Source organism: Rhodoferax saidenbachensis, from assembly GCF_031457975.1.
Taxonomy (GTDB): domain Bacteria; phylum Pseudomonadota; class Gammaproteobacteria; order Burkholderiales; family Burkholderiaceae_C; genus Allorhodoferax; species Allorhodoferax saidenbachensis_A.
This window is the reverse complement of the sequence record NZ_JAVDXO010000001.1, coordinates 240,639-267,054: the sequence shown is the minus strand read 5'-3', so window position 1 is coordinate 267,054 and position 26,416 is coordinate 240,639. Positions and strand designations below refer to the sequence as shown.

Sequence of the window (26,416 nt, the reverse complement as noted above, 5' to 3'; positions counted from 1 at the left end):
CTGCGGTCTCAGGGCCGCAGCTTCCAGGCTGCGTGGGCGCCCAGGCCCACCAGGGTGCCCACGGTCCAGAACACCACCGACACGCCCACCACCACACCCGCCGTGCCAAACAGCATGGGCATGAGCACGCTAGAGAGGTTCAGGCTCATCAGGCGCAACGCGATGGCCTGGCCATGCAGCGCATGCGGCGTGATCTGGTGCAGCGTGCTCATGATCATGGGCTGCACCGTCCCCAGCGCCAGCCCCAGCAACACCGAACACAGGCCCATGGCCCAGGCCGTGGGCATGAAGGGGTAGGCCCCAAACAGCAGCGCGGTAACGACCATCGCCCCGGTCACCACCGCCCACTCGCGCAGGTGCGCGGCAACCAGAGGCAGCAGCACGCGCACCGAGGCGGCGGCCACCGCAAAGGCCCCCAGGATGGTGCCGATCACCGAGGCACTGAAGCCGCGCTCGTGGCCGATCACCGGCACGACAAAGGTGTGCACATCCCAGCAGCTGGACAACAGCCAGTTCACCAGCAACAGGCGGCGCATGAGTGGTTCGCGCAGCAGCGGCCACACGCTGGGGTGCGCGCCATCGGCCACCTGCACGGGCGGCAGCTCAGGCGTGTGGCGCACACACAACCAGGCCAGAGCTGGCACCAGCGCCGTGAGGGCAAAGGCCGCGACAAAGCCATTGTGGTCGGCCGCCTGCCCGCCCATCCACACGCCCGCATGGTCGATCAACAGGCCTACGCACACGGGCCCCAGAAAGTTGGATACCGCCGGCCCGATGGACAGCCAGCTGAACACGCGGCGCAGATCCGTGGCGTTGCGCGCTGCGCGGCCCACATGGCGTTGAAGTGCAATCGAGGCGCCGCCGGTGGCGCCGCCCATGCACAGGGCCGTGACGCACAGCACCGAAAAGTGGGGAAACAGCGCCGCCAGCCCCGCACCCGACATGGCTGCCACAATGCCTAGCGCCACAGGGCGACGCAGGCCGTGCCGGTCGGCATAGCGCCCAGCGGGTAGCGCTAAAAACACCTGCGTCAAGGAGAACAACGCCAGCAGAAATCCGACGGCCAGCGCACCATAGCCTTGCTGCAACGCCCACAGCGGGGCGGCCATGCGCATGCCGGCCATGCTGGCGTGCAGGCACACCTGACCTGCGACCAACCGCAGCAGCCCCCAGGCGCTTTCACCGCTACCGTTGTTGCTCTCGGCCTCCGCAGATGTCATAGGCTGCTGGCGTCCGCATCGCGGTCAAAGTCGCGGTCGGCGGGCAGCAGGGCTTGCGCCTGCGACTCGGGCAAGGCATCTACCTTTTTCAGCGCCCGGCCCATGGCGCGGCTGCGGGTCTCGGCGTTGTCCAGCGTGTTGAGCACGGTCTGGGTTTGCGCCTTGACCTTGGCCAGCACGTCGCCGAACTTGCCAAACTCGGTTTTGACCGCCCCCAGCACCTGCCACACCTCACTGGAACGCTTCTCCAGCGCCAGCGTGCGAAAGCCCATCTGCAGCGAACTCAGCATGGACAGCAACGTGGTGGGCCCGGCCAGCGTGATGCGGTGGTCGCGCTGCAGGCTTTCCATGAGGCCGGGGCGGCGCAGCACCTCAGCGTACAGGCCCTCGGTGGGCAAAAACAAAATGGCAAAGTCGGTGGTGTACGGCGGCTCCACGTACTTGTCGGCAATCGACTTGGCCTCCAACCGAATGCGCATTTCCAGCGCCTTGCCGGCCACCTCCGCGCCCAGCACATCGGCACGGCCCTGGGCATCGAGCAGGCGCTCGTAGTCGTCGTTGGGAAACTTCGCGTCGATGGGCAGCCACAGCGGCTCTCCGTTGTCGGAACGGCCCGGCAGCTTGATGGCGAAGTCGACCACGTTCTTGCTACCCGGGCGCGTGGGCACCTGCACCGCGTACTGGTCGGGCACAAACACCTGCTCCAGCAGGCTGGCCAGTTGGGCCTCGCCAAAAATGCCGCGGGTTTTCACGTTGGTCAGCAGGTGTTTGAGGTCGCCCACCCCCTGTGCCAGCGTCTGCATTTCGCCCAGGCCCTTGTGCACCTGCTCCAGCCGCTCGGCCACCTGCTTGAAGCTTTCGCCCAGGCGCGCCTGCAGCGTGGTCTGCAACTTCTCGTCTACGGTGGCGCGCATTTCGTCCAGTTTGGCGGCGTTGGTGGTTTGCAGCTGCGCCAGTTGTTTCTCCAGCGTCTCGCGTACTTCGTTCATGCGCCGGGCGTTGGATTCGCTCAGGCTGGACAACTGGTTCGTCAGCGTATCGGACAGCGTTTTCTGCAGCAGCGCCAGCTGCTGGCCAAAGGCGTCGATCTGGGTGTTTTGCGTACGTGTGGCCTCGCCGCTTTGTTCCACCAAGGCCTTCTGAAACAGGGCCAGGTTTTGCGACAGCTCCTGGCGACCGTCGCGGGCAGACTCGGTCACCTCGCGGCGCAGCTCGCGCTCCAGCCGCTCGCTGCTGGTCTTCACCAGAGCCAGCAGCTCCTGGCGCTGGGCCTCTTGCTGCGCCGTAGGCGGCACGGGCCGACCGCGCTGCATCAGGCCGTAGGCCAACAACCCCAGTTGCAGCACCGCCAGCGCCACCAACACCCACTCCAGCCCTTGCATCCCGCCCTCACTCTCACTCAAATATAGATAAAACAGGGCGCTAGCCCCCGTGGAATCTGCGCGAGCAGCTCCTGATTCAATAGCACTCTAGCTGCCTTGCAGCAGCGGCTCTACCTCGGCAAATGCCTGCTGGATGGCCGCCACCTGCTCCAGCGCCTGGGCGCCCTGCCCTTCGCGCGCCAGCGACTCCAACGCCTGGCACAGCGCGCCCAGCTGCATGGCCCCCACGGTGCGCGAGGACGACTTGAGCTTATGCCCCAGCGCGCCCAGGCCCTTCAGATCACCTGCGGCACGCAGCGCATCCAGCTCGGCCATCTGTGCCGCGGTGGTGGTGATGTAGCGGTCCAACAGGCGGCGGTGCATGGTGGGGTTTTCGCCCACCATGCGGCTCAGCGCCATGCCATCCCACTTCGGCAACGCCTCCCCGGGTGCCGTGTCGCGCGGCAGCCACTTGAGCAACATGGCCCCCAGCTCGCTCAGGCGCAGGGGCTTGGTCAGGTAGTCGTCCATGCCACGCTCCAGGCAGTGCTGCAGCTCGCCATCCATGGCGTTGGCAGTCACCGCCACGATAGGCATGTGTTCGTGCGGATCTTCGGCCTGGCGGATCGCCTCGGTCAGCGCAAAGCCATCCATCTGCGGCATGTGGCAGTCGGTCAGCATCAGGCCATAGCGGCCCACCACCCACATCTTCAGCGCTGTGGCGCCATCGGGCGCGCACTCGGCCGCATAACCCAGGATGCGCAGTTGCTCCAGCATCACGTCGCGGTTGGTTTCGTTGTCTTCCACCAGCAGGATCAGGCGCCCGGCTTCGCGTGCCTCTTGCACCGAGGGCACAACCACGGCAACGCTCTCGGCCCGCTCATGGGTTGGCAACATGGCGGGCACGCTCAGGCGGCCACAGGCCAGGGCCACGCCGCGCACCAGTTCGTTCACCTGCAGCGGCCGCGCGCACACCGTGACCGAGCGGCCCGGCACGCTGCTTTGGTTTTGCCGCACCAGGCGCACTACGCCACGCCCGATGGTGCTTTGGCTCCACAGGTCGGTCGATTCGTCCCAAGGCGTATCCACATCCAGCACCAGCACCGCAGGGCCTACCGCCGTGGCTTGCCAGTCCTGTGCTCGCTGCGGATTGAGCGCCGTCTGCACCACGGCACCTGCTGCGCGCAAATGGCCGGGCAGCACCTGGGCGCAGTCGTTGTCGTCGCTCACCAGCATCACCTGCACGCCCGCCAGGCTCAGGCTGCGCGCGGTGGCGGTCTCGGGCGTGGCCACATACAGCGGCAGCAGGATGGTGAAGATCGAGCCCTCGCCCAGCGTGCTGTGCACCAGAATGCGGCCGTGCATCATCTCCACCAGGCGGCGGCTGATGGACAATCCCAGGCCCGTACCACCGTACTGGCGTGCCGTACCCACATCGGCTTGGGTAAACGCCTCGAACAGGCGGTCCACCAGCTCGGGGCCCATGCCAATGCCGTTGTCCATCACGCTGAATTCCAGCGTAGACGGCCCCTGGGTTTGCTGCGCCGCACGCACATACAGGCGCACATTGCCACGGCGCTCGGGCCGCCCGGGCGTGAACTTGAGCGCATTGCCCAGCAAGTTGTAGAGCACCTGGCGCATGCGCGTAGGGTCCACCCACACCCATTCGGGCAGATCCGGATCCACCAGCACCGACAGGTCAATGTCTTTGCCAGCCGAGATGGTCACCATCAGTTGGGCCACCCCCTCCACCAGCTCGCGCAGGTGGGTGGGCATGGCTTCGACCTCCAGCTTGTCGGCCTCGATCTTGGAGAAATCCAGAATGTCGTTGAGGATCTGCAGCAGCGCGATCGACGAGTCGTGGATGGTGCTGACCATGCGGCGCTGTTCGCGCGTGAGCTCGGTCGCGCGCAAGATGTCCACCATGCCAACCACGCCGTTCATGGGCGTGCGGATTTCGTGGCTCATATTGGCCAGAAATTCAGACTTGGCCCGACTGGCCGCGTGGGCCGACTGTTCAGCCTGGCGCAGCTGGGTGATGTCGGTGCTGACCGTGATGTACTCGCGCGGCGTGCCGTCGCTGTTCATGAAGGCCGCCACCGTGGTGTCCAGCCAGTAGAGGGTGCCGTCCTTGGCACGGTTGCACAGCTCCGAGCGCCATACCTTGCCCTGCGAAATGGTGTGGATCAGGTCGGCAAAAAAGCGCTCACCATGCTGGCCAGAATCCATCATGCGGTAGTGCTTGCCCAAAAACTCTTGCGGCACGTAGCCGGTGACTTCCACAAACTTCTGGTTGCCATAGGTCAGCAAGCCGTTGAGGTCCATGATGCTGACGATGGCATGCTGGTCGATCACATAGCGCTGGCGCTCCAGCTCCGACAAGGCCTTGAGCACGCGGGCGTTGCTGGCCTCGCGCTCGTCGAGCAGCATCTTCTGCGCTGCATTGACGCGCTGCGAGGTGTCCAGCAAATGCCGCTTGATCAGCACCGCCATGCGGAAGGCCACCACAAAGCCCATGGACAAGATGACCCACTGCGCCGCGGGAATGGTGGGGGCCGAGGGCTTGAGCGTGCCATGCACCTGCGCCCAGGTGATCCAGCCGCTGCCCGCTGCCGACAGCAGCAGCAGCGCCAGCCCCGCGCGTTCGCCCAAAATCACCACGCAGTAAATCAGCGGAATGCCCGCCAGCGCAGCCTGCGCAATATTGATGGTGCCAAAGCGCACCATGGAAGAGAAAACCCCGGTGAACAGCAGCAACAGCACCACCACCGAACTGGACCGTACCCAGCCACGCACCAGGAACACCTGCACCAGCGCGGCCATGGTGACCAGCACCGCCATGGTGACCATGTTGGGCGCATCCGAGAATAAGCCCAGCACATAGGCCACCACCACGACCAGCCCACAGGTCAGGAAGATGGTGGCGTTGAAGCCGCGCGCCACAGCGCCTATGCCGGCCAGGCCCTGCGCATCCGGGGCGACTGCAGCCGTGCCGGGCTCACCCAGCCAGAGGGCGCGCCAGTTGCTCATGGTGCAGCCACCACGCTAGGCAGGGCGTTCACGGGCGTGAGCGGCTTGCCCTGCAGCAGGAAGGACACCAGGTTGTCTGCCGCCAGTTTCGCCATGGCGCGGCGCGTGCGCTCGGTGGCGCTGGCGATATGGGGGGTCAGCACCACGTTGGGCACGGTCAGCAGGTCGGGATGCACGCTGGGCTCGCCCTCAAACACGTCCAGCCCGGCCGCCGCAATGCGCCGTTCGCGCAGAGCCACGGCCAGCGCGGCGTCGTCCACGATGCCGCCGCGCGCAATGTTGACCAGTGTCGCGGTGGGCTTCATCCGGGCCAGCTCGGCAGCGCCGATGGTGTGGTGCGAGGCCGCGGAATACGGTACCACCAGCACCACGTGGTCGGCCGTCTGCAGCAGCGTGTCCTTGTCCACATAGCGGGCGCCACAGGCGGCTTCGGTGGCGGAATCCAGGCGGCTGCGGTTGTGGTAGATCACCTGCATGCCAAAGCCCAGTGCACCGCGGCGTGCAATGGCCTGCCCAATGCGGCCCATGCCGATGATGCCCAGGGTGGAGCCATGGATGTCGGAGCCACAAAACATGTCGTAGCGCCAGCGTTTCCACTGGCCAGCACGCAGGTAGTGTTCGCTCTCGGTCAGGCGGCGAGCAGTGGCCATCAGCAGCGCAAAGCCAAAGTCGGCCGTGGTCTCGGTCAGCACGTCGGGGGCGTTGGTGCCCTGCACACCCGCAGCGGTCATGGCGGGCACGTCGAAGTTGTTGAAGCCCACGGCCATGTTGGCGCAGATCTTCAGGCCCGGGCAGGCCGCCAGCAAAGCTGCGTCCACACGATCCCCACCCGTGGTCAATGCCCCGACCTTGCCTTGCAGCTTGGCAATCAGCGTAGCGGCGTCCCAGGCTTCGTCAGCCTGGTTCGAATCGACCTCAAAATGCCGCCCCAGGTGGTCCAGCACATCGGGGTAAATGGCACGGGTGACGAGGATGCGGGGCAAGGTCATGGCAGTACGAAGGGTTGTGACAGCAGGCGACGACGTTGAAGTCGTTCAGGCGGGCGCGGCGATTTGGAACACCTGGCGCAGATAGGCCAGGTACTTTTCATCATCACACATGTTCTTGGAAGGAGTATCCGACAGCTTGGCCACCGGCTGGCCGTTGCAGCGCACCATCTTGATGACAATTTGCAAGGGCTCGTAACCCAGGTCATTGGTCAGGTTGGTGCCAATGCCAAACGCCAACTGGCAGCGGCCACGGAACTGTTGGTACAGCGCAATGGTGCGCGGCACGGTCAGGCCATCGCTGAAGATCAGCGTCTTGGTGCGCGGGTCTACCCGGTTGCGGCTGTAGTGCTCCAGCATGCGCTCACCCCAGTTGAAGGGGTCGCCGCTGTCGTGGCGGGCGCCGTCAAACAGCTTGCAGAAGTACAAATCAAAGTCGCGCAGGAAGGCGTCCATGCCATAGACATCGCTCAGCGCAATGCCCAGGTCGCCACGGTACTCGCGCGCCCACGACTCGAACGAAAAAATCTGGCTGTCGCGCAACCTCGGCCCCAGCGCCTGCGAGGCCTGCAAATACTCGTGCGCCATGGTGCCCAGCGGGATCAGCCCCAGCTTCATGGCCAGCAGCACATTGCTGGTGCCCGCCAGCTGCCCCGGCTGGCCCTTGGCCTGGCCCGGGCTTTGCAGGGTACCCAGCTTGGCGGTCAGCACGCGCAACACCTCGTCGTGCCAGGCGCGCGAGAAGCGACGGCGTGTGCCGTAGTCGGCAATCTTCAGCTCAGCCAGGCCATCGGCGCGCAGCTCGGCAATCTTGGTGTCCAGCCGCTTGCGCCCTTCCACAAAGTCCGGCACCTGCTGGGTGTTGCGGAAGTACACCTCGTTGACGATGGCCAGCACCGGGATTTCGAACAGGATGGTGTGCAACCAAGGGCCTTCGATCACGATTTCCAGCTCGCCCGTGGGCAGCGGGGTGACGGTGATGTATTTCTCGTTGAGCTTGAACAGGCCCAGAAAGTCCACGAAGTCGCTTTTGATAAAGCGCATCGATCGCAGGTACGCCAGCTCGCTGTCCTGAAAATGTAGCCCGCACAACGAACGGATCTCTTCGCGAATCTCCGCAGCATGGGGCGCCAGATTCACTCCGGGGTTGCGGCACTTGAAACGGTACTCCACCTGCGCACCGGGAAACTGGTGCAGCACCACCTGCATCATGGTGAACTTGTAGAGGTCCGTGTCCAGAAGGCTGGTGATGATCATGGTGTGACAGAAGGCCCACGACTGGGCCGGTAGATTGCTATTCTTTTAGTAGCTGCTTGCGCAGCGTCCCCGAGGGCTAGAGCCCATTTTCTTATAAATTCAGCGCCGTTAGTCCAGCCATCGGGTGAAATCTGCCACCGGCACGCGCGGCGTATGGAATTCATTCACTGGTGCCTGCAGGTCGGCATAGCCCAACGACATGCCGCATACCAGCATTTCGTCCCCGCCCGCGCCAATGTGCGGCAGGATGATCTTGGCAAAGCCGTTCCACGCGGCCTGCGGGCAGGTGTGCAGCCCACGCCCGCGCGCCGCCACCATGATGTTCTGCAAAAACGCGCCATAGTCCACCAGCGAGCCACGTCCCATCACCTTGTCCACGGTGAACATCAGACCCACGGGCGCGTCAAAGAAGCGGAAGTTGCGCTGGTGTTGGGCGTGCATCTTGTCCTTGTCGGCCTTGCCAATGCCCAGCAGGCCATACAGGCCCCAGCCGTTTTCGCGGCGGCGGTCTATGTAGGGGCTGACCCACTGCGTCGGGTAGTAGTCGTAGGCCTCCTGGTATTCGGCTGCCAGCGCCGGGTTGGCGCGGATGGCGTCGTGCGCCGTGCACACCTGCTCCACCAAACCGTCGCGGCTGGCGCCTTGCAGCACGTACACCTTCCAGGGCTGGCAGTTGGTGCCACTGGGCGCACGGCTGGCCACTTCCAGAATGGCCTCAATGTCCACGCGTGCCACGGTCTGCGGGGTAAATGCCCGCACCGACATGCGTGAAGTAATGGCGTGGTCCACCACGGAAGCAGTCATACAAGAGTCTCCAGTATTTTTTTGAGGTCGGCCGGCAGTGCCACCGGCTTGCGGGTGATCTGGTCCACATACACATGGATGAAGTGCCCTTTGGCCGCGGTCAGCTCGCCGTCGCCAAAGATGCCCACCTCGTAGCGCACGCTGGAGGTTCCCAGCTTGGCCACGCGGATACCTGCGTGCACGATCTGCGGAAACGCCAGCGATGCAAAGTAGTTGCACTGCGTCTCCACCACCAGGCCGATGGTGCTGCCCCCGTGGATGTCGAGCACTCCCTGCTCTATCAGGTAGGCGTTCACCGCCGTATCGAACCAACTGTAGTACACCACGTTGTTCACATGGCCGTAGACGTCGTTGTCAGACCAGCGGGTGGCAATGGGGCGGAAGACCTTGTAGGCGCTGCGCGGCTCGGGGTGGGGTTTGGCAGGGGCGGCGTTGTCCATGGTTCCATTTTGCCAGTCCCATGGCCGCGCCCAGTTGCTCCTGCACAGCGGCGTGACACCGGCGTGAAATGCCTGGGATCTAGGTCTTCGTCTCTAAATTGTTGCACCGCAACAAATAACGCTTGCATTGCACTGCAGCATCGCTACAATTCAACCCATGCTGCACTGCAACATAAACAAGCCTCAGGGCCAGGTTACGGAGCAGATAGTGAATTTCATCTTAACTACTGGAGAATGAACATGCTGACCGTTGAACAAGTAATCGCATCCCACAAAGCCAATATCGAAACCCTGTTTGGCTTGACCAACAAGGCCTTCGAAGGCGTGGAAAAAATCGTTGAACTGAACCTGACCGCTTCCAAGGCAGCCCTGTCTGAAGTCGCTGGCCACACCCAGTCCATCCTGAGCGTGAAAGACGCCCAAGAACTGTTGGCCCTGCAATCCGGCCTGCTGCAGCCTTTGGCTGAAAAGACTGCCGCTTACAGCCGCCACCTGTACGACATCGCTTCCGGCGCCAGCGCCGAGCTGACCAAGACTGTGGAAGGCCAAGCTGCTGAAGCCCAAAAGAAATTTGCCGGCCTGGTCGACAGCGCTGCCAAGAACGCACCCGCCGGATCCGAAGCCGCTGTGGCGATCCTGAAGAGTTCGGTGGCTGCTGCCAACAACGCTCTGGAATCCGTGCAAAAGGCTGTGAAGCAAGCGACTGATGTTGCCGAAGCCAACTTCAACGCTGTGGCCGCCACTGCGACCAACGCCACCAAGGCTGCTGCTAAAAAGCGTTAATTCAGGTAAGGGCTCAAAGATTTTTTAAGAATTTGAGCCTTTTCCCTAGCTACCAAGGGAAAACCCTGAGATAATTTAGTTAACGGAAACAAAGTTTGTTTCCACCGGTTGTCTCCTCGGGTCCTTTCGAAACCTTCAGGTTCAGGGATCCCTTCAAGGCCTCGTTGCAAAACGGGGCCTTTTTTTTGGCCAATCAGATTGCCTTATCGTCGGCCTGCGCTGGATCGGTGCCATCCGAATGAATCGGAGCAAACGGTCCCTGGGTGCGCATCTTCAAATAGCGCTCTCCGTCGGGAGTGTTGAACAGCTTCCACCACGCAACGCCTCCAAACACGGCGACTAAAAGCACAATAACAATGACGAGGATGGTGGACACGAATACTCCTTCGATTAATTTCTTTTAATGGCTGGGCAACAACTCAGCGCATGCGCGCTGCTATAGCCGCCTTCAGATCCGGTATGAGCCGCAGCATGGCCTGGCGCCCTGCCTCGATCGAGCGTTTTCGGGCACCAAAATCGGCGCTGCTGACACCCATGAGCGCGGGGCGCACCACGATATCAGCATCGCGCAATTCAAAGTTATTGATGCTCTTGCCCATGATGGAAAAGGTCTGGAGCAGGATTTCCAGCGTTCCTCCCGTGAGGCTGCCTTCGGGCATGCTGGAAATATCCACGGCAATCACCAGTTCTGCCCCCATTTTGCGCGCCGCCCGCACGGGCACCGGCGACACCAGCCCGCCGTCTACATAGTCATGCCCAGAAATTCGCACCGGCTGGAACACGGCAGGCACGGCGCTGGAGGCACGCACGGCTGTGCCGGTATCACCGCGTTGAAACACCATGTCTTTGCCGGTGTTGAGGTCGGTGGCCACAATGCCCAGAGGCATGGGTAAATCCTCGATCAAACGCGAGCCCACTTGGCTGTTCACGTACCGGGCCAGCGCCTCACCGCGCAACATGCCGCGGCTGAAGATGGGCAAGGTCCAGTCGGTAATCGCGGCCTCCTCCATGGTCTCCGCCACACGCTGGAGTTGAGCACCGGTCTTGCCACTGGCATAGATGGCTGCCACCAGGCTGCCAGCGGATGTGCCGGTTACCAGCACTGGGCGAATGCCGTTTTCTTCCAGGACCTGAATCACCCCCACATGGGCAAAGCCGCGGGCCGCACCACCGCCCAAGGCCAGACCGATCCGCGGTGGCAGCTTGGTTGCCACTATAGGGGGCACGTCCCCCACCGAAGGCACGATGACCACGGGCACCGGACTCTTTTCCACCAAAGGTGCAGAAGCACATCCCGCCAACACCACCGCCATGCCTATCACGGCCGACCAACCCCAAACACTATCCCACTTCACTATGAATGCCCCTGTTTCGTTAAAAATGACTTGCGCTTGAACCACGTGGACTCTGATGAGGCCGGAATTTTGGCCCGCCTGAAAACGGATGGAGCTGCGTCGCCAGCCCACATTATCTTGCTGGTCGAGCTGGTCGACTATGGAAAGGAGAAACCGATGGACTGCGGGGGATGCAAATACTAGGATGGGGCTATGAAAACCCTACGCTCGTTTGCGATTGCCCTGTCCGTGTTTACCGTGCTGCTGTTGGCAGCGGGACAGTTGGGGTTTCTGGCGGGTACCGCCCCTGGCGATCTGGGAGTGAAAGCCGGCCGGCTCAAGCCGCCCTCTTTAGCGCCTAACAGCGTCAGCAGCCAGGCCAGTCTGTACCCCGATCATCCGCAGCTTGGCTACGCCAGCATTGCACCATTGGCATACCAGGGTGATGGCACAGCGGCCATGGCCAAGCTCGCCAGCATTTTGAAGAATACGGCGGGCACCGTGTTGGTTACCGCCACAGACCATTATCTGTATGCGCAAAGCAGCACCCGCTGGCTGCGATTTACTGATGATGTAGAGTTTTGGCTAGACGACACCGCGAAGGTGATTCACGTGCGTTCCGCAAGCCGCATTGGACGCGGCGATTGGGGCGTTAACCGCAACCAGGTGGAAGCCATTCGGTCTCAGTTCATGCAGAACTGAGACCGAATGCTCTGCTGGGCTTAGCCCGCAGTCGCTTCTTCCGACTTGGACTTGCCCTCTTTCTTCGGCAGTGGCTGGATATCCAGCGTGACCTCGGCCTTGCCGTCTTCCTGATCGTCGATATCCACCGTCAAGCGACCACCGTCCACCAAGCGACCAAACAGCAACTCGTCGGCCAGTGCCCGGCGGATCGTGTCCTGGATCAGACGCTGCATGGGGCGTGCACCCATGAGAGGATCGAAGCCCTTCTTCGCCAAGTGCTTGCGCAGCTTGTCGGTGAAGGTCACATCGACTTTCTTCTCAGCCAACTGGGTTTCCAGCTGCAGCAAGAACTTGTCCACCACGCGCAGGATCACCACTTCATCCAGCGCCTTGAAGCCGACGATGGCATCCAGGCGGTTGCGGAACTCTGGCGTGAACAGACGCTTGATATCCATCATTTCATCACCCGCTTCGCGCGGGTTGGTGAAGCCGATGGTCGCCTTGTTCATGGTTTCGGCGCCCGCATTCGTTGTCATGATGACGATGATGTTGCGGAAGTCTGCCTTGCGACCATTGTTGTCCGTCAACGAGCCATGGTCCATGACCTGCAGCAGCACATTGAAAATGTCCGGGTGGGCTTTTTCAATTTCGTCCAGCAGTAGCACGGCATGCGGCTTCTTGGTCACAGCTTCGGTCAGCAAGCCACCTTGATCAAACCCGACATAGCCTGGAGGTGCACCAATCAGGCGACTTACCGCATGGCGCTCCATGTATTCGCTCATGTCAAAGCGAATCAGCTCCACGCCCATGATGTAAGCCAGCTGCTTGGCAGCCTCGGTCTTGCCAACACCCGTGGGACCGCTGAACAAGAAAGAGCCAATCGGTTTGTCGCCCTTGCCCAAGCCAGAGCGCGCCATCTTGACCGCAGAAGCCAAGATGTCTAATGCCTTGTCTTGGCCGAACACCACACTCTTGAGATCGCGCTCCAGCGTTTTCAACTTGCCGCGGTCGTCATTCGACACATTGGCCGGGGGAATACGTGCAATCTTTGCCACGATGTCTTCCACCTCTGTCTTGGTGATGGTCTTCTTGCGCTTGCTTGGAGCCAAAATGCGTTGAGCTGCACCTGCCTCATCGATCACATCAATGGCCTTGTCCGGCAGGTGGCGATCGTTGATGTACTTGGCGCTCAACTCCGCTGCAGCTTGCAGGGCTGCTACGGCGTACTTCACGTTGTGATGCTCTTCAAAGCGCGACTTCAAACCCTTGAGAATTTCCACGGTCTGGTCAATGGTTGGCTCCACCACATCCACTTTTTGGAAGCGGCGAGAGAGAGCAGCATCTTTCTCAAAAATGCCGCGGTACTCGGTGAACGTGGTTGCACCAATGCACTTGAGCTGACCCGAACTCAGGCTGGGCTTGAGCAGATTGGACGCATCCAATGTGCCGCCAGATGCTGCACCCGCGCCAATCAGCGTGTGAATTTCATCAATGAACAGCACCGCATTGGGCCGGTCCTTGAGCGCCTTGAGAACGCCCTTCAGGCGTTGTTCAAAATCGCCCCGGTACTTGGTACCCGCCAACAACGCGCCCATGTCCAGAGAATAGACCACTGAATCGGCCAAGATTTCAGGCACGTCATTCTGCGAAATGCGCCATGCCAAACCCTCGGCAATGGCCGTCTTGCCAACACCCGCCTCACCCACCAACAGCGGGTTGTTCTTGCGACGGCGGCACAGGATCTGGATCACCCGCTCCACCTCGTACTCGCGGCCGATCAGCGGATCGATCTTGCCTTCCTTGGCGAGCTGGTTCAGGTTTTGGGTGTACTGCTCCAGCGGAGAAGCCTTCTCGTTCTTCTCAGAGCCGCCCTCTTCCGCTTCTGCTGGGTTTTCACTGGACTTGGTGGCCTCAGGGGGGTCGCTTTTCTTGATGCCATGGGCAATGAAGTTCACCACGTCCAAGCGGGTCACACCCTGTTGGTGGAGGTAGTACACCGCGTGCGAATCTTTTTCACCAAAGATGGCGACCAGCACATTGGCACCGGTCACTTCTTTTTTGCCACTACCGGTAGATTGCACATGCATGATGGCACGCTGAATCACGCGCTGGAAACCCAGCGTGGGCTGCGTGTCCACCTCGTCGGTACCTGCCACCTGCGGCGTATTGTCCTTGATGAAGTTGCTGAGTGACTTGCGCAGGTCATCGATGTTGGCCGCGCAGGCGCGCAATACTTCGGCGGCGCTGGGGTTGTCCAGCAGAGCCAGCAGCAAGTGCTCTACGGTGATGAACTCATGTCGTTGCTGCCGCGCTTCCACAAACGCCATGTGCAGGCTGACTTCCAATTCTTGGGCAATCATGTGAATTCCTTTTTCGCCTTGCTGTGTTGAATAACTGTAATCCGTTTTGGGCTGTCGTTTGGTCTTAAAAGCTTAATACCCTACAAATCGACCGGCTCGCACACACATTGGAGGGGATGCCCTGCCTTGTGCGCCGCTTCCAGCACCTGATCGACCTTGGTAGCGGCAATATCTTTGGAATACACCCCGCAAACTCCACGGCCGTCCAGATGGATCTTCAGCATGATTTGCGTCGCTGCCTCCAAATCCTTGCTGAAAAACTCCTGAAGCACCACCACCACAAACTCCATCGGGGTGTAATCGTCGTTAAGCATGACGACCTGGTACATCGAAGGCGGCTGCACGCGCTGCGTCAACCGCTCCAAAACCACGGAGCCGGCGCCGTCTGCGGGTGGGGTTGAAATAACCGGTTTGGAAGGGTTGTTGGTAGCCATGCAAAAGATTCTATAGAGCACCAGACCGCCTTGCTCGTTGAAGATGACTTGGAGGCGGTTACACCGATTTCAAGCAACAGAAGAAAAAACCGCTGCGATGCCAATGCGCCGCAGCGGTTTCATGGGATTAGGGCGGCTGCACAGGGGCAGCACGACCTCCAATCACATATTGTCGATCATGACCTGACCGAAACCGGAGCAGCTCACCTGATTGGCACCATCCATCAGACGGGCAAAGTCGTAAGTCACTTTCTTGCTGGCGATGGATTTTTCGATGGAACGGATAATCAGGTCCGCGGCTTCCTTCCAGCCCATGTGGCGCAACATCATTTCGGCGGACAGGATTTCGGAACCGGGGTTGACATAGTCCTTGCCGGCGTATTTGGGGGCTGTGCCGTGCGTGGCTTCGAACATGGCCACGGTGTCAGACAGGTTGGCGCCCGGGGCAATACCAATGCCCCCGACCTGCGCCGCCAGCGCGTCAGAGATGTAGTCACCGTTCAGATTCAGCGTGGCCACCACGCTGTACTCCGCAGGACGCAGCAAGATTTGCTGCAGGAAGGCGTCGGCGATGCTGTCTTTGATCGTGATGTCCTTGCCGGTCTTGGGGCTCTTGAACTTGCACCAGGGACCACCATCAATCAGCTCGGCACCAAACTCTTTTTGTGCCAGCGCATACGCCCAATCACGGAAGCCGCCTTCGGTGAACTTCATGATGTTGCCCTTGTGAACAATGGTCACGTTGGGCTTGTCGTTATCAATCGCGTACTGGATGGCCTTGCGCACCAGACGCTCGGTACCCTCGCGAGACACCGGTTTGATGCCGATGCCCGACGTATTGGGGAAGCGGATCTTCTTGACGCCGAACTCATCCTGAAGGAACTTGATCAGCTTCTTGGCCTTGTCAGACTCGGCCTCGAACTCAATGCCAGCATAGATGTCTTCCGAGTTTTCGCGGAAGATGACCATATTGGTCTTCTCGGGCTCCTTCAGCGGGCTGGGAACGCCCTTGAAGTATTGGATCGGGCGCAGGCACACATACAGGTCCAGCTCCTGGCGCAACGCTACGTTGAGCGAGCGGATACCGCCCCCCACCGGCGTGGTCAATGGTCCTTTGATGGACACCACGTAGTCGCGCACCACATCCAGCGTCTCTTGGGGCAACCACACATCGGGGCCATAAATCTTGGTGGATTTCTCGCCTGCATAGACCTCCATCCACTGGATCTTGCGTTTACCGCCATAGGCCTTCGCCACGGCCGCATCCACCACCTTGAGCATCACCGGCGTGATGTCCAATCCTGTACCGTCACCTTCGATGAAAGGAATGATGGGCTGGTCGGGCACATTCAGTGTCATGTCGGCATTGACAGTGATTTTTTGGCCTTCGGCGGGCACCTTGATGTGCTGGTACATAGAACTCCGTGTGCGGTGCGATGACAATGAACTACAGGCCCCACTTCTGGGAGGCCTAAGCGTTAGCCAAACAATTTTAGTTGTAAATTCAAACCTGTCCTTTACATGGATGACAGACAATCCCCTCAGTATTGGACACCCCCTACTGACAGCCGCACAACGCATGAAACCCTTAGTCAACTACCTCATTCCGCTCGTTCTGTTGCTGGCAGGCCCTGTCCTGGCGCAAGACAGTCCTCAGCTCAATTTGCCGCGTGTCCAGATCACGGCCGGTATCTACCAAATCGATGCACAGGTCGCGCAGGCGCCTGAACAACGCACGACCGGCCTGATGTTTCGCCGCGAGATGCCCCAGCAGGAAGGCATGCTATTCGTCTTCGAGCAGCCGTCTGGTTTGTGCTTCTGGATGAAGAACACGGTGCTGCCACTGACCGCGGCCTTTATCGCTGACGACGGCACCATCGTGAACCTGGCGGACATGAAACCCCAGACCACGGACACCCACTGCGCGATGAAGCCCGTGCGCTACGTGCTGGAAATGAATCAGGGTTGGTTTGCCAAGCGTGGCATCAAGGCCGGTAGCAAGTTGGGCGGCGTACCGTTTAAATAAGCTTCATTTCCCCATGAATAAAGGCGATCCGGACAGCAGTCCGGATCGCCTTTAAGCGTTTGGACGCAGGCACTTGGCCTGCGAAACTCCTCAAGCCTTCACAGAAGCCAGCGCCTTGTTCAGCGTTGCGCTGGGGCGCATGATCGCATCCAGCTTGGCCACATCGGGCAGGTAATAACCACCAATGTCGGCGGGCTGGCCCTGCACGGCAGCCAGTTCGGCCACGATGGTTTGCTCGTTGTCTGCCAATTGCTTGGCGAGCGACGCAAACTGCTTGGCCAGTGCCGCATCGTCGGTTTGCGCTGCGAGCTCCTGGGCCCAGTACAGGGCTAGGTAGAACTGGCTACCACGGTTGTCGAGCTGGCCGGTCTTGGGCGAAGGGTTCTTGTTGTTGTCCAACAATTTGCCCGTAGCCGCGTCCAGCGTCTTCGACAGCACCTTGGCCTTGGCATTGCCAGTTTTCAAGCCCAGGTCTTCCAGTGATACCGCCAGTGCCAGGAACTCGCCCAGCGAATCCCAACGCAGGTGGTTCTCTTCCACCAGCTGCTGCACATGCTTGGGCGCAGAGCCGCCAGCACCCGTTTCGTACATGCCGCCACCCGCCATCAAAGGCACGATGGACAGCATCTTGGCCGAGGTACCCAGTTCCATAATCGGGAACAGGTCAGTCAGGTAGTCACGCAGGATGTTGCCGGTGGCACTGATGGTGTCTTGGCCGCGGATGACGCGCTCCAGCGTATAGCGCATGGCGCGCACCTGGCTCATGATCTGGATGTCCAGACCGGTGGTGTCGTGCTCATGCAGGTACATCTTCACCTTGGTGATCAGCTGCGCTTCGTGCGGGCGGTAGGCATCCAGCCAGAACACCACGGGCATGCCGGAGTTGCGTGCGCGGTTGACGGCCAGCTTGACCCAGTCACGGATCGCGGCGTCCTTGACCTGGCACATGCGCCAGATGTCGCCTTGCTCCACGTTCTGGCTCAACAGCACTTCGCCAGTGGCCAGATCGGTGATGTTGGCGACGCCGTCTTCGGCGATCTCAAACGTCTTGTCGTGCGAGCCGTACTCTTCGGCCTGCTGGGCCATCAGGCCCACGTTGGGTACGGTGCCCATGGTCTTGGGATCAAAGGCGCCGTGCCATTTGCAGAAATTGATAATTTCCTGGTAGATACGGGCAAAGGTCGACTCCGGCATCACGGCCTTCACGTCCTTCAGGCGGCCATTGGCATCCCACATCTTGCCGCCGTTGCGAATCATCGCGGGCATGGACGCGTCCACAATGATGTCGTTGGGCGAGTGGAAATTGGTGATGCCCTTGGCGGAGTCCACCATGGCCAGCTCGGGGCGGTGCTCATGGCAGGCGTGCAGGTCGCGCTTGATCTCGTCCTGCTTGCTTTGCGGCAAGGTGGCGATCTTGGTGTACAAATCCGCCATACCGTTATTGACATTAACGCCCAGTTCCTTGAACAGGGCACCGTGTTTTTCAAACGCTTCCTTGTAGAAGATCTTGACGCAGTGGCCAAACACGATAGGGTGCGAGACCTTCATCATGGTGGCCTTGACGTGCAACGAGAACATCACGCCGGTCTTGCGTGCGTCTTCGATTTCCTTTTCGTAGAACTCCAGCAAGGCTTTCTTGCTCATGAACATGCTGTCGATGACTTCGCGGTCCAGCAGCGACACCTTGGGTTTGAGCACAATGGTCTTGCCGCTCTTGGTAAGCAATTCCATCTTGACGTCACGGGCGCGGTCCAGCGTGATGGACTTTTCACCGTGGTAAAAGTCACCAGCATGCATGTGCGACACGTGCGAACGCGAGGCCTGGCTCCACTCGGCCATGCTGTGCGGGTTCTTGCGGGCGTATTCCTTCACGGCCTTCGGGGCGCGGCGATCCGAGTTGCCTTCGCGCAGCACGGGGTTCACGGCGGAGCCGATGCAGCGGGCGTATCGGGCGCGAATGGACTTCTCTTCTTCGGTCTGGGGCGCTTCGGGGTAGTCCGGTATCGCGTAGCCCTTGGACTGCAGTTCCTTGATACACGCCTGCAACTGGCCCACCGAGGCGCTGATGTTGGGCAGCTTGATGATGTTGGCATCCGCGCTCAGAGTCCTCTTGCCCAGCTCGGCTAGGGTGTTCGGCAGCTTTTGGCTCTCCGTTAGGCTTTCCGGAAACTCACCCAGAACACGTGCAGCCACCGAAATGTCGGCCTCCGCAAAATTGACACCTGCGGGCGCCGCAAAGGCGCGAATGATGGGCAGGAAAGAAGCCGTGGCCAAGCGCGGGGCCTCGTCGGTCAGCGTGTAAATGATGGTGGGTTGCTGGGTAGTCATCTTTTGTCTCCAAAAATTGATAGGGCAAATGCCGCCTGCCTGCTGGGGTCGCAGGCTGTAGTCGTCGGATAGTGCGTGATTGTGCTTTCAGCGGTCTGACCCCAACCCACTTTTTTGCAATGAAATTTCATTAAATGAAATTTAAAACCATTGGAGGAAATTTTTTTTGCGCACAGGCTTCAGTCCGCCAATAAAAAAGGCCCGAAGGTTACCCCTCGAGCCCTTTTTACAGGAATGAACCAGCCTCAGGCGAAGTTGCCTTCAGCAAAGCTCCAGTTCACCAGCTTGTCCAAGAAGGTCTCCACAAACTTGGGACGCATATTGCGGTAGTCGATGTAGTAAGCGTGTTCCCACACGTCCACAGTCAACAAGGCTTTGTCAGCGGTGGTCAGGGGAGTACCAGCAGCGCCGGTGTTGACGATGTCCACCGAGCCATCAGGCTTCTTCACCAGCCAGGTCCAGCCGGAGCCGAAGTTGCCCACAGCAGACTTCACGAAGGCTTCCTTGAACGCAGCATAGCTGCCCCATTTCGCGTTGATGGCAGTCGCCAACGCACCGGTAGGCTCACCACCACCAGCGGGCTTCATGCAGTTCCAGAAGAAGGTGTGATTCCAGATTTGGGCGGAGTTGTTGTAAATGCCGCCGCTGGACTTTTTGATGATTTCTTCCAGGGACATGCTTTCAAACTCAGTGCCCTTTTGCAGGTTGTTGAGGTTGACCACATAGGCGTTGTGGTGCTTGCCATGGTGGAACTCCAATGTCTCTTTGGAGTAGGCGGGAGCCAGGGCGTCAATCGCGTAAGGCAAAGCGGGCAAGGTATGTTCCATGAAATCCTCTTGGTTGGTGGGTGGGTAAACGTGAATTGTAGAAACTAATTGGGCGACGAATCGACAACGCGGAGATCAACCGTACCGTCGACGAGGGATGCACGCAGCGCGTCACCCACCTGCGCCTGCGTCACCGACGTTACCGCATTGCCCTGGGCATCTTGCAACCAGGCGTAACCGCGGCGCAGAACCAGGGTGGGGTCCAGCAAGCCTAGGCGTAAATCGGCCCGGGCGGTGCGCTCCTGCAGCGTGCGCAGTGCGCGCTGCGCCGTGGGCTGCCAGTGCTGCTGCTGTTGCATCCACTGCGACTGCTTCCACTGCAAGTCGCTGCGCAGAGCCTGGCGCATGCGCTGGTGGGCGGCCACCAGGGCCGCCTGGCGCTGGGCTACCAATGACGAGGGGCGGCCCAGGCGCGAAGTCACCACGTCCAGCCGCTGCGCCTGCCGGTCGGCATAGCGCTCCAGCGCCGCCTGCATGCTGTCCTGTGCCTGGTCCAGCAAGCTTTCCAGCGCCTGGGTTGGGGGGCACACCATTTCCGCCGCCGCCGTGGGGGTTGGTGCACGCAGGTCGGCCACAAAGTCGGCAATGGTGAAGTCGGTCTCATGCCCGACCCCCACCACCACGGGTACCGGGCTGCGCGCAATGGCGTGGGCCAGTTGCTCGTCGTTGAAGGACCACAGGTCTTCCATCGAGCCCCCGCCGCGCACCAGCAAGATCACATCTACACCCCGCCCCTGCGGGTCCACATAGTCGTACAAAGACTCCAGCGCACGCACCAGCTCGGCGGGCGCCGCAGCGCCTTGTACCGCCGCGGGTGCCAGCAACACCGGCAAATGAGGGGCACGCCGACGCAGTGCGGTCACCACGTCGTGCAAGGCTGCAGCTCCCAGCGAAGTGACCACGCCCACGCGCTGTGGCATGGCGGGCAGTGGCCGCTTTCGGGCCGCATCAAACAGGCCCTGGGCTTCCAACTGCGCCTTGAGCCGCATGAACTGCTCAAACAGATTGCCCTGGCCCTGGCGGCTCATGCTTTCCACAATCAGTTGCAAATCACCGCGCGGGCCATAAACGTCCAGCCGCCCTGTCACCTCTACCAGCTCGCCTTCGCGGGGCTGAAAGTCCAGCTGGCTGGCGGCACGCTTGAACATGGCGCAGCGCAGCTGGGCGTTGGGGTCTTTCAGCGAAAAATAACAGTGGCCACTGGTGGCGCGGGTGAAGCTGGCAATTTCGCCACTCACCCGCACCGGATTGAAGCGCGCGTTCAGCGTGTCTGCCAGCGCCTGGCACAGGGCGGCGACCTGCCAAACGCGCCTGCCTGGCGCACTGGGCGCGCCCGCGGTGGTGTCAAGCATGGTGTGGCTCCATGGTGCGGCAAGTCCAACTGCTCCACACCCCGCCCAGTTGCGCCAGAAACGCCCCAGACCCCCGTGGGGAGCACGGAGCTGCGTTGTAAGTCATTGAATTCATTGAGTATTTTTCTGCTGCATTTGTCATCAATGTGTCAAAAACACGCATTGGCGCGGCTTGGCGCGGCACGCAGGTGGGCTTTTGCACAAAGTTATCCACAAGAATTGTGGGCGGTTGGTGGTCAGCGGTACGCCATAATCGGCCAGCTTTTCAACTGCGCGGAGTTCACCTTTTGTTTTCCATCATACAAGCCGCTGGTTGGCCGATTTGGCCGCTGATTGCATGCTCCATCCTGGCCCTGGCCATCGTCATTGAACGTTTCATTAGCCTCAAGGATTCCAAGGTAGCGCCGCCCCGGCTGTTGGAAGAAGTGCTGAGCGTGACCCGCACCAGCCTGCCCGCGCCCGACGTGGTGACCCAGCTGGAAAAAAACTCGGCCCTGGGCGAGGTGCTGGCCAGTGGCCTGCGCGCCGTGAACAGCAACCCGCATTGCTCAGACGACGACTTGCGCGCCACCATGGAAGGCGCAGGCCGCGTGGTCACGCAGCGCCTGGAACACTACCTGAGCGCGCTGGCCACCATCGCCTCGGCAGCGCCACTCATGGGCCTGTTTGGCACCGTGGTCGGCATGATCGAAATTTTTGGTTCACAAGCACCAGGTGGCGCCAGCGGTGGCAACCCGGCCCAGCTGGCGCACGGCATTTCGATTGCGCTGTACAACACCGCGTTTGGCCTGATCGTGGCGATTCCTTCGCTGATCTTCTGGCGCTACTTCCGTGGCCGCGTGGACGCGTATCTGCTAACGCTGGAACTGGCCGCCGAACACCTGACGCGCCACCTGAAAGCCATGCGCAAGTAACGCGCAGCCGCAGGACCCGACCGCCATGAACTTTCGCCCTCGCCGCCACGAAGAGCCCGAGATCAACCTCATCCCCTTCATCGACGTGCTGCTGGTGGTGCTCATCTTCTTGATGCTCTCCACCACCTACAGCAAGTTCACCGAACTGCAGCTCAAACTGCCCGTGGCTGACGCCGAAGCCCAACGCGACTACCCCAAGGAACTGATCGTGTTGGTCAGCGCCGATGGTGCCTACACCGTGAACCGCAACCCGCTGGCCGGTCGCAGCTTGGAGAGCCTGGCCATCGCCCTGACTGAGAACGCCAAGGCGGGCAAGGACACCGTGGTCATCATCAGTGCAGACGCCAGTGCCAAGCACCAAGCCGTGGTCACCGTGATGGAAGCGGCGCGCCGTGCGGGCCTGAACCAGATCACCTTCGCCACCCAGTCTTCCGCCCAAGCGGGCGGCAAATAAGCCCCATGGGCGCGGGCCTGGAAAAAGCCCTGCTGCGGGCTTGGACCAGCCGCGGCGCGCTGGCGTGCGCACTCTTACCCGTATCACTGCTCTACCGAGGACTGGTTGCTTTGCGCTCGTCGCTGTACCGCTGGGGCGTTAAAAAAGCACAGCGCCTGCCCGTACCGGTCGTGGTCGTAGGCAATGCCATCGCCGGCGGTGCGGGCAAAACCCCCACGGTGCTGGCCCTGGTCGCCCATTGGCAGGCGCAGGGTTGGCAGGTGGGTGTGGTGTCACGGGGCTATGGCGGCAGCTCCACGCAGTGCCAGGAAGTACTGCCCGACTCCGCCCCAGATCTCGTGGGTGATGAGCCCCTGCTGCTGCGCAGAAAAACACAGGCACCCGTGTTTGTCGGGCGCGACCGCCACGCGGCAGCGTCTGCCTTGCTGGCACGGCACCCCACCACCCAGTTAATCGTGTGCGACGACGGCCTGCAGCACTACGGCCTGTACCGCGATCTGGAAGTCTGTGTGTTCGATGCCCGCGGCGTGGGCAATGGCTGGCTGCTGCCCGCGGGTCCGCTGCGCGAGCCGTGGCCGCGCAAGGCGCTGCCCGCAATAGGGCAACAGGATGCGCGCCTGCTGGTGCTGAAAACCGGGCCCTCGGCCGTGGCGGGCTGGCAAGCCCAGCGTGCGCTGGCCGACCATGCATTGAACGCCCAGGGCCAGGCGATTCCCCTTCACACCTTGCGGGCCCAGGGCGCTGCGCCGCTGCTGGCCGTGGCCGGCATCGCCCAGCCGGAGGCCTTCTTCGCCATGCTGCGGGCCGCGGGCATGCCCATCGCCCAAACCCGGGCGCTACCAGATCACTATGATTTTGATAGCTTCTCGCGCAGTATTGACGGGGGCTACCAGCTTATTTGCACCGAAAAGGATGCGGTAAAGCTATGGCAAAGCGTGCCGGGCGCCCTGGCCGTTCCGCTGCTGCAAACCCTGCCCGCCGACTTCTACGCCCACCTGGACCAGTGCCTGCAGTCACTGGCGCCGCCGCTATCATCGCCCCATGGACACAAGACTTCTTGAATTGCTCGTTTGCCCCGTGACCAAGGGGCCGCTGGACTATGACCGCGAAAAGCAGGAACTGATTTCGCGTAGCGCCCGCCTAGCCTACCCGGTGCGCGATGGCATTCCCATCCTGCTGGAGAACGAAGCCCGCGTACTCAGCGACACCGAACTCGGCCTGTAAGCACCGGCCATGAGCTTTACCGTTTTGATTCCGGCCCGGCTGGCCTCTTCGCGCCTGCCCAACAAACCCCTGGCCGACTTGGGCGGTGTGCCCATGGTGGTGCGCGTGGCCCAGCGCGTGTGCGAAGGCGTGCCACCCGGTACCCGTGTGGTGGTAGCTGGCGACAGCGACTCCATTTTGCAAGCCTGCCAGGCGCACGGTATCGACGCCGTGCTGACGCGCGAAGACCACCCATCCGGCAGCGACCGCCTCGCCGAGGCCTGTGATCTGCTAGGCCTGCCGGACGACGGCATTGTGGTCAATGTGCAGGGCGACGAGCCCTTACTCGATCCCGAATTGGTGACCGCCGTGGCAGCCCTGCTGCAGGCCACACCCCAAGCCAGCATGGGCACAGCGGCCCACGCCATCACCGAGGTGGCCGACTTCACCAACCCCAATGTGGTGAAGGTAGTGCTGGACGCGGCCAAGCTAGCCCTGTATTTCAGCCGCGCACCCATTGCCTGGTGGCGCGATGGGTTTGCCCAGGGCATCCAATCGCTGCCGCCCCTCGCACCGCTGCGCCACATTGGCATTTATTCCTACCGCGTGGGTTTTCTGCGCCAGTTTCCCCTGCTGCCACAGGCACCGATTGAGGTGACCGAAGCACTGGAGCAGCTGCGCGCGCTGTGGCATGGCCACCGCATTGCGGTGCATGTGAGCGACGCCGCGCCCGGCCCCGGTGTAGACACCCCCGAAGATCTGGCCCGCGTACGCGCCATCCTTCAAGGACAACAGGCACCGCTGTAAGCTGGCTGCGGGGAAGCCCGTGCTATTCTCCGACGCTATACGCGCGTTCAAAAAGTGCACCGAAGCGGTGCCAACCGCAACGCCAAAAGTTTTGTTTTTATCCGAGGGTATCCATGAGACTCATTCTGTTGGGCGCGCCTGGCGCTGGCAAAGGCACGCAAGCCACTTTCATTTGTCAAAAGTACGGAATTCCACAAATTTCGACCGGTGACATGCTGCGCGCAGCCGTGAAGGCTGGCACGCCACTGGGCTTGCAGGCCGATGCCGTCATGAAATCCGGTGGCCTGGTCAGCGACGATCTGATCATCAACCTGGTCAAAGAACGCATCGCCCAGCCCGATTGCGCCAAGGGCTTTTTGTTTGACGGTTTCCCCCGCACCATTCCCCAGGCCGATGCCATGAAGGCTGCCGGTGTGGCACTGGACTACGTGGTGGAAATCGACGTGCCATTTGACGCCATCATCGAACGCATGAGCGGCCGCCGTTCACACCCCGCTTCGGGCCGCACCTACCACGTCAAGTTCAACCCACCCAAGGTGGAAGGCAAGGACGATGTGACCGGCGAACCTCTGGTGCAACGCCCCGACGACCAGGAAGAGACCGTCAAGAAACGCCTGGACGTGTACAGCGCCCAGACCCGCCCGCTGGTGGAGTACTACTCCAGCTGGGCCCAAAAAGACCCCTCCACGGCTCCCCAGTACCGCGCCATCAGCGGCATGGGCGATGTGGATGCGATCACCAGCCGGGTGTTTGAAGCGCTGACCAAGTAAGCGCCTCGCACCCTCTCTAAAAAAGCCGCATCCGCGGCTTTTTTTATGCCATCAGTTGCAACATCAGCGCGATGCGCGCCTTCACCGGCGGCAGGCCCTGCGAATGCGGCAAGGCGGCGGTAGCCTCGCCCGCTACCACCTGCCCACGTGCACAGCGGCTGGCCCGCACCACCTGCACGCCCTGCTGCTGCGCCTCCAGCAAGGCAGCTTCCAGGTCCACATGCAGCGTGCCGTTACCGGTACCCGCCACCACCAGACCACGCAAGGGCGGCACGGTGGCATCCGCCTTGGCCAGGCTACGCACGATGGCGCCCGACGCGCCTACGTAGTTCATCACAATCTCTACCCGCGGCCACACCGCGCTGGCCAGGACCTGTACATCCAGCGCCCGCGGTGGAGCAACAGCAGCTGGCACACCGAACCAACGTACCCGCCCTTCTTCCACCACGGCCACCGGCCCGGCGTCACCCGAGTCAAACGCATCCACGCGGTAGGTATGGCTCTTCTGCACCAGGCGCGCGCTGTGCACCGCACCCGCACACACCACCAGCACGCCGCGCGCCGCGCTGTCCAGCGCCACGGCCACCGCGTCCAGCACGTTCTGTGGGCCATCGGGTGTCAGGGCGGACGCAGGGCGCATGGCGCAGGTCAGCACCAGCGGCTTGGCTTGTAGCAACGCGGGTGGCAGCACCTGCTCCAAAAAAAATGCAGTTTCCTCCAGCGTGTCGGTGCCGTGGGTGATCAACACTGCCTCTACGTCATCGTCCTGCAGGTGCTGGGCGCTGCGCTGTGCCAGCGCCGCCCACACGGCGAAGCCCATGTCCTTACTGTCCACCTGGGCCACCTGCTCGGCCACCAGGTCACGCCCCTGTAGGGCGGCTTGCAAAGGGGCAATGTCCTGCAACAGCGACTGCACACCGACCTGTCCGGCCTTGTAGCCCACGTTGTCCGATCCGCGCTCCGAGCGGCCTGCAATCGTGCCGCCCGTGCCCAAAACCACCACTTTTTTACCCATATATCACCGCCCCACTTGTATTTATCA

General features: G+C 61.5%; 25 protein-coding genes and 1 pseudogene. 10 read left to right on the top strand and 16 right to left on the bottom strand.

The window, feature by feature from the left end; translation table 11 throughout:
- Window positions 1–8: 8 nt before the first annotated feature.
- The 7 genes from J2X15_RS01310 to J2X15_RS01280 form a co-directional block, all read right to left on the bottom strand.
- The gene (locus J2X15_RS01310; protein ID WP_310338664.1) at window positions 9–1,220 is read right to left on the bottom strand and encodes an MFS transporter; all 1,212 of its coding nucleotides are present in this window, start codon (window positions 1,218–1,220) and stop codon (window positions 9–11) included.
- A complete protein-coding gene (locus tag J2X15_RS01305) occupies window positions 1,217–2,602 on the bottom strand; it encodes a DNA recombination protein RmuC (protein WP_310338663.1) in 1,386 nt (461 codons plus the stop codon). The genes J2X15_RS01310 and J2X15_RS01305 overlap by 4 nt, the downstream gene beginning before the upstream one ends.
- A gap of 87 nt (window positions 2,603–2,689) precedes the next feature.
- Window positions 2,690–5,611, bottom strand: a complete 2,922-nt coding sequence (locus J2X15_RS01300) for a PAS domain-containing hybrid sensor histidine kinase/response regulator (RefSeq protein WP_310338661.1) — start codon at window positions 5,609–5,611, stop codon at window positions 2,690–2,692.
- Window positions 5,608–6,600, bottom strand: a complete 993-nt coding sequence (locus tag J2X15_RS01295; RefSeq protein ID WP_310338658.1) for a 2-hydroxyacid dehydrogenase — start codon at window positions 6,598–6,600, stop codon at window positions 5,608–5,610. The genes J2X15_RS01300 and J2X15_RS01295 overlap by 4 nt, the downstream gene beginning before the upstream one ends.
- 45 nt (window positions 6,601–6,645) lie before the next feature.
- Window positions 6,646–7,854 (bottom strand): nicotinate phosphoribosyltransferase, encoded by a 1,209-nt coding sequence (pncB, locus tag J2X15_RS01290; RefSeq protein ID WP_310338655.1) that lies wholly within the window; start codon window positions 7,852–7,854, stop codon window positions 6,646–6,648.
- 108 nt (window positions 7,855–7,962) lie between these two features.
- The gene (locus J2X15_RS01285) at window positions 7,963–8,658 is read right to left on the bottom strand and encodes a nitroreductase (RefSeq protein WP_310338653.1); all 696 of its coding nucleotides are present in this window, start codon (window positions 8,656–8,658) and stop codon (window positions 7,963–7,965) included.
- Complete coding sequence (locus J2X15_RS01280; protein ID WP_310338652.1) at window positions 8,655–9,098, bottom strand: acyl-CoA thioesterase; 444 nt, start codon at window positions 9,096–9,098, stop codon at window positions 8,655–8,657. Before J2X15_RS01280 ends, J2X15_RS01285 begins: the two co-directional genes overlap by 4 nt.
- A 240-nt stretch (window positions 9,099–9,338) precedes the next feature.
- On the opposite strand from J2X15_RS01280, the gene J2X15_RS01275 reads away from it, so the two are divergent.
- Window positions 9,339–9,881: a phasin family protein gene (locus tag J2X15_RS01275; RefSeq protein WP_310338651.1), complete on the top strand. Its 543-nt coding sequence runs from the start codon at window positions 9,339–9,341 to the stop codon at window positions 9,879–9,881.
- A 193-nt stretch (window positions 9,882–10,074) separates the two neighbouring features.
- Here J2X15_RS01275 and J2X15_RS01270 read toward each other — a convergent pair whose 3' ends face one another.
- Both J2X15_RS01270 and J2X15_RS01265 read right to left on the bottom strand, forming a co-directional pair.
- On the bottom strand, window positions 10,075–10,257 hold the full coding sequence (locus J2X15_RS01270) for a hypothetical protein (RefSeq protein ID WP_310338649.1): 183 nt from the start codon (window positions 10,255–10,257) through the stop codon (window positions 10,075–10,077).
- Window positions 10,258–10,300: 43 nt separating this feature from the next.
- Window positions 10,301–11,194, bottom strand: coding sequence for a patatin-like phospholipase family protein (locus J2X15_RS01265; RefSeq protein ID WP_310339678.1), 894 nt, complete (start codon window positions 11,192–11,194; stop codon window positions 10,301–10,303).
- Window positions 11,195–11,266: 72 nt separating this feature from the next.
- Here J2X15_RS01265 and J2X15_RS01260 point away from each other — a divergent pair.
- Both J2X15_RS01260 and J2X15_RS01255 read left to right on the top strand, forming a co-directional pair.
- A pseudogene (locus J2X15_RS01260) lies at window positions 11,267–11,400 on the top strand (Fe(3+) ABC transporter substrate-binding protein); the annotation flags it as partial.
- Window positions 11,401–11,428: 28 nt separating this feature from the next.
- Window positions 11,429–11,917: a DUF1499 domain-containing protein gene (locus tag J2X15_RS01255; protein ID WP_310338648.1), complete on the top strand. Its 489-nt coding sequence runs from the start codon at window positions 11,429–11,431 to the stop codon at window positions 11,915–11,917.
- A gap of 20 nt (window positions 11,918–11,937) precedes the next feature.
- Here J2X15_RS01255 and clpA read toward each other — a convergent pair whose 3' ends face one another.
- The 3 genes from clpA to icd all read right to left on the bottom strand — a co-directional run bounded on the left by clpA (window position 11,938) and on the right by icd (window position 16,109).
- A complete protein-coding gene (clpA, locus tag J2X15_RS01250; protein WP_310338645.1) occupies window positions 11,938–14,259 on the bottom strand; it encodes an ATP-dependent Clp protease ATP-binding subunit ClpA in 2,322 nt (773 codons plus the stop codon).
- A gap of 80 nt (window positions 14,260–14,339) precedes the next feature.
- Window positions 14,340–14,693, bottom strand: a complete 354-nt coding sequence (clpS, locus tag J2X15_RS01245) for an ATP-dependent Clp protease adapter ClpS (RefSeq protein ID WP_310338644.1) — start codon at window positions 14,691–14,693, stop codon at window positions 14,340–14,342.
- 162 nt (window positions 14,694–14,855) lie between these two features.
- Window positions 14,856–16,109 carry an NADP-dependent isocitrate dehydrogenase gene (icd, locus tag J2X15_RS01240; protein WP_310338643.1) on the bottom strand — a complete coding sequence of 418 codons (1,254 nt, stop codon included), beginning with the start codon at window positions 16,107–16,109 and terminating at the stop codon, window positions 14,856–14,858.
- A gap of 163 nt (window positions 16,110–16,272) precedes the next feature.
- On the opposite strand from icd, the gene J2X15_RS01235 reads away from it, so the two are divergent.
- The gene (locus J2X15_RS01235) at window positions 16,273–16,719 is read left to right on the top strand and encodes a DUF192 domain-containing protein (protein ID WP_310338642.1); all 447 of its coding nucleotides are present in this window, start codon (window positions 16,273–16,275) and stop codon (window positions 16,717–16,719) included.
- A 90-nt stretch (window positions 16,720–16,809) separates the two neighbouring features.
- Here the strand turns inward: J2X15_RS01235 and J2X15_RS01230 are convergent, their stop codons facing one another.
- The 3 genes from J2X15_RS01230 to xseA all read right to left on the bottom strand — a co-directional run bounded on the left by J2X15_RS01230 (window position 16,810) and on the right by xseA (window position 21,226).
- Window positions 16,810–19,047, bottom strand: a complete 2,238-nt coding sequence (locus tag J2X15_RS01230; protein WP_310338641.1) for an NADP-dependent isocitrate dehydrogenase — start codon at window positions 19,045–19,047, stop codon at window positions 16,810–16,812.
- Window positions 19,048–19,292: 245 nt separating this feature from the next.
- On the bottom strand, window positions 19,293–19,874 hold the full coding sequence (locus J2X15_RS01225) for a superoxide dismutase (RefSeq protein WP_310338640.1): 582 nt from the start codon (window positions 19,872–19,874) through the stop codon (window positions 19,293–19,295).
- Window positions 19,875–19,918: 44 nt separating this feature from the next.
- Window positions 19,919–21,226 (bottom strand): exodeoxyribonuclease VII large subunit, encoded by a 1,308-nt coding sequence (gene xseA, locus J2X15_RS01220; protein WP_310338639.1) that lies wholly within the window; start codon window positions 21,224–21,226, stop codon window positions 19,919–19,921.
- A 287-nt stretch (window positions 21,227–21,513) separates the two neighbouring features.
- Here xseA and J2X15_RS01215 point away from each other — a divergent pair, with 287 nt between their 5' ends.
- The 6 genes from J2X15_RS01215 to adk all read left to right on the top strand — a co-directional run bounded on the left by J2X15_RS01215 (window position 21,514) and on the right by adk (window position 25,374).
- Window positions 21,514–22,140, top strand: a complete 627-nt coding sequence (locus J2X15_RS01215; RefSeq protein WP_310338636.1) for a MotA/TolQ/ExbB proton channel family protein — start codon at window positions 21,514–21,516, stop codon at window positions 22,138–22,140.
- A 25-nt stretch (window positions 22,141–22,165) separates the two neighbouring features.
- Entirely contained in the window at window positions 22,166–22,594 is a 429-nt protein-coding gene (locus J2X15_RS01210; protein WP_310338634.1) for an ExbD/TolR family protein, read from the top strand.
- Between the two features lie 5 nt (window positions 22,595–22,599).
- Entirely contained in the window at window positions 22,600–23,655 is a 1,056-nt protein-coding gene (gene lpxK / locus J2X15_RS01205) for a tetraacyldisaccharide 4'-kinase (RefSeq protein ID WP_310338632.1), read from the top strand.
- Window positions 23,636–23,818, top strand: coding sequence for a Trm112 family protein (locus J2X15_RS01200; protein ID WP_310338631.1), 183 nt, complete (start codon window positions 23,636–23,638; stop codon window positions 23,816–23,818). Before lpxK ends, J2X15_RS01200 begins: the two co-directional genes overlap by 20 nt.
- A gap of 9 nt (window positions 23,819–23,827) precedes the next feature.
- Complete coding sequence (gene kdsB, locus J2X15_RS01195) at window positions 23,828–24,604, top strand: 3-deoxy-manno-octulosonate cytidylyltransferase (protein WP_310338629.1); 777 nt, start codon at window positions 23,828–23,830, stop codon at window positions 24,602–24,604.
- Window positions 24,605–24,717: 113 nt separating this feature from the next.
- On the top strand, window positions 24,718–25,374 hold the full coding sequence (adk, locus tag J2X15_RS01190) for an adenylate kinase (RefSeq protein WP_310338627.1): 657 nt from the start codon (window positions 24,718–24,720) through the stop codon (window positions 25,372–25,374).
- A gap of 43 nt (window positions 25,375–25,417) precedes the next feature.
- On the opposite strand, the gene J2X15_RS01185 is transcribed toward adk, so the two are convergent.
- On the bottom strand, window positions 25,418–26,389 hold the full coding sequence (locus J2X15_RS01185; RefSeq protein ID WP_310338625.1) for an asparaginase: 972 nt from the start codon (window positions 26,387–26,389) through the stop codon (window positions 25,418–25,420).
- Between the last annotated feature and the right edge of the window lie 27 nt (window positions 26,390–26,416).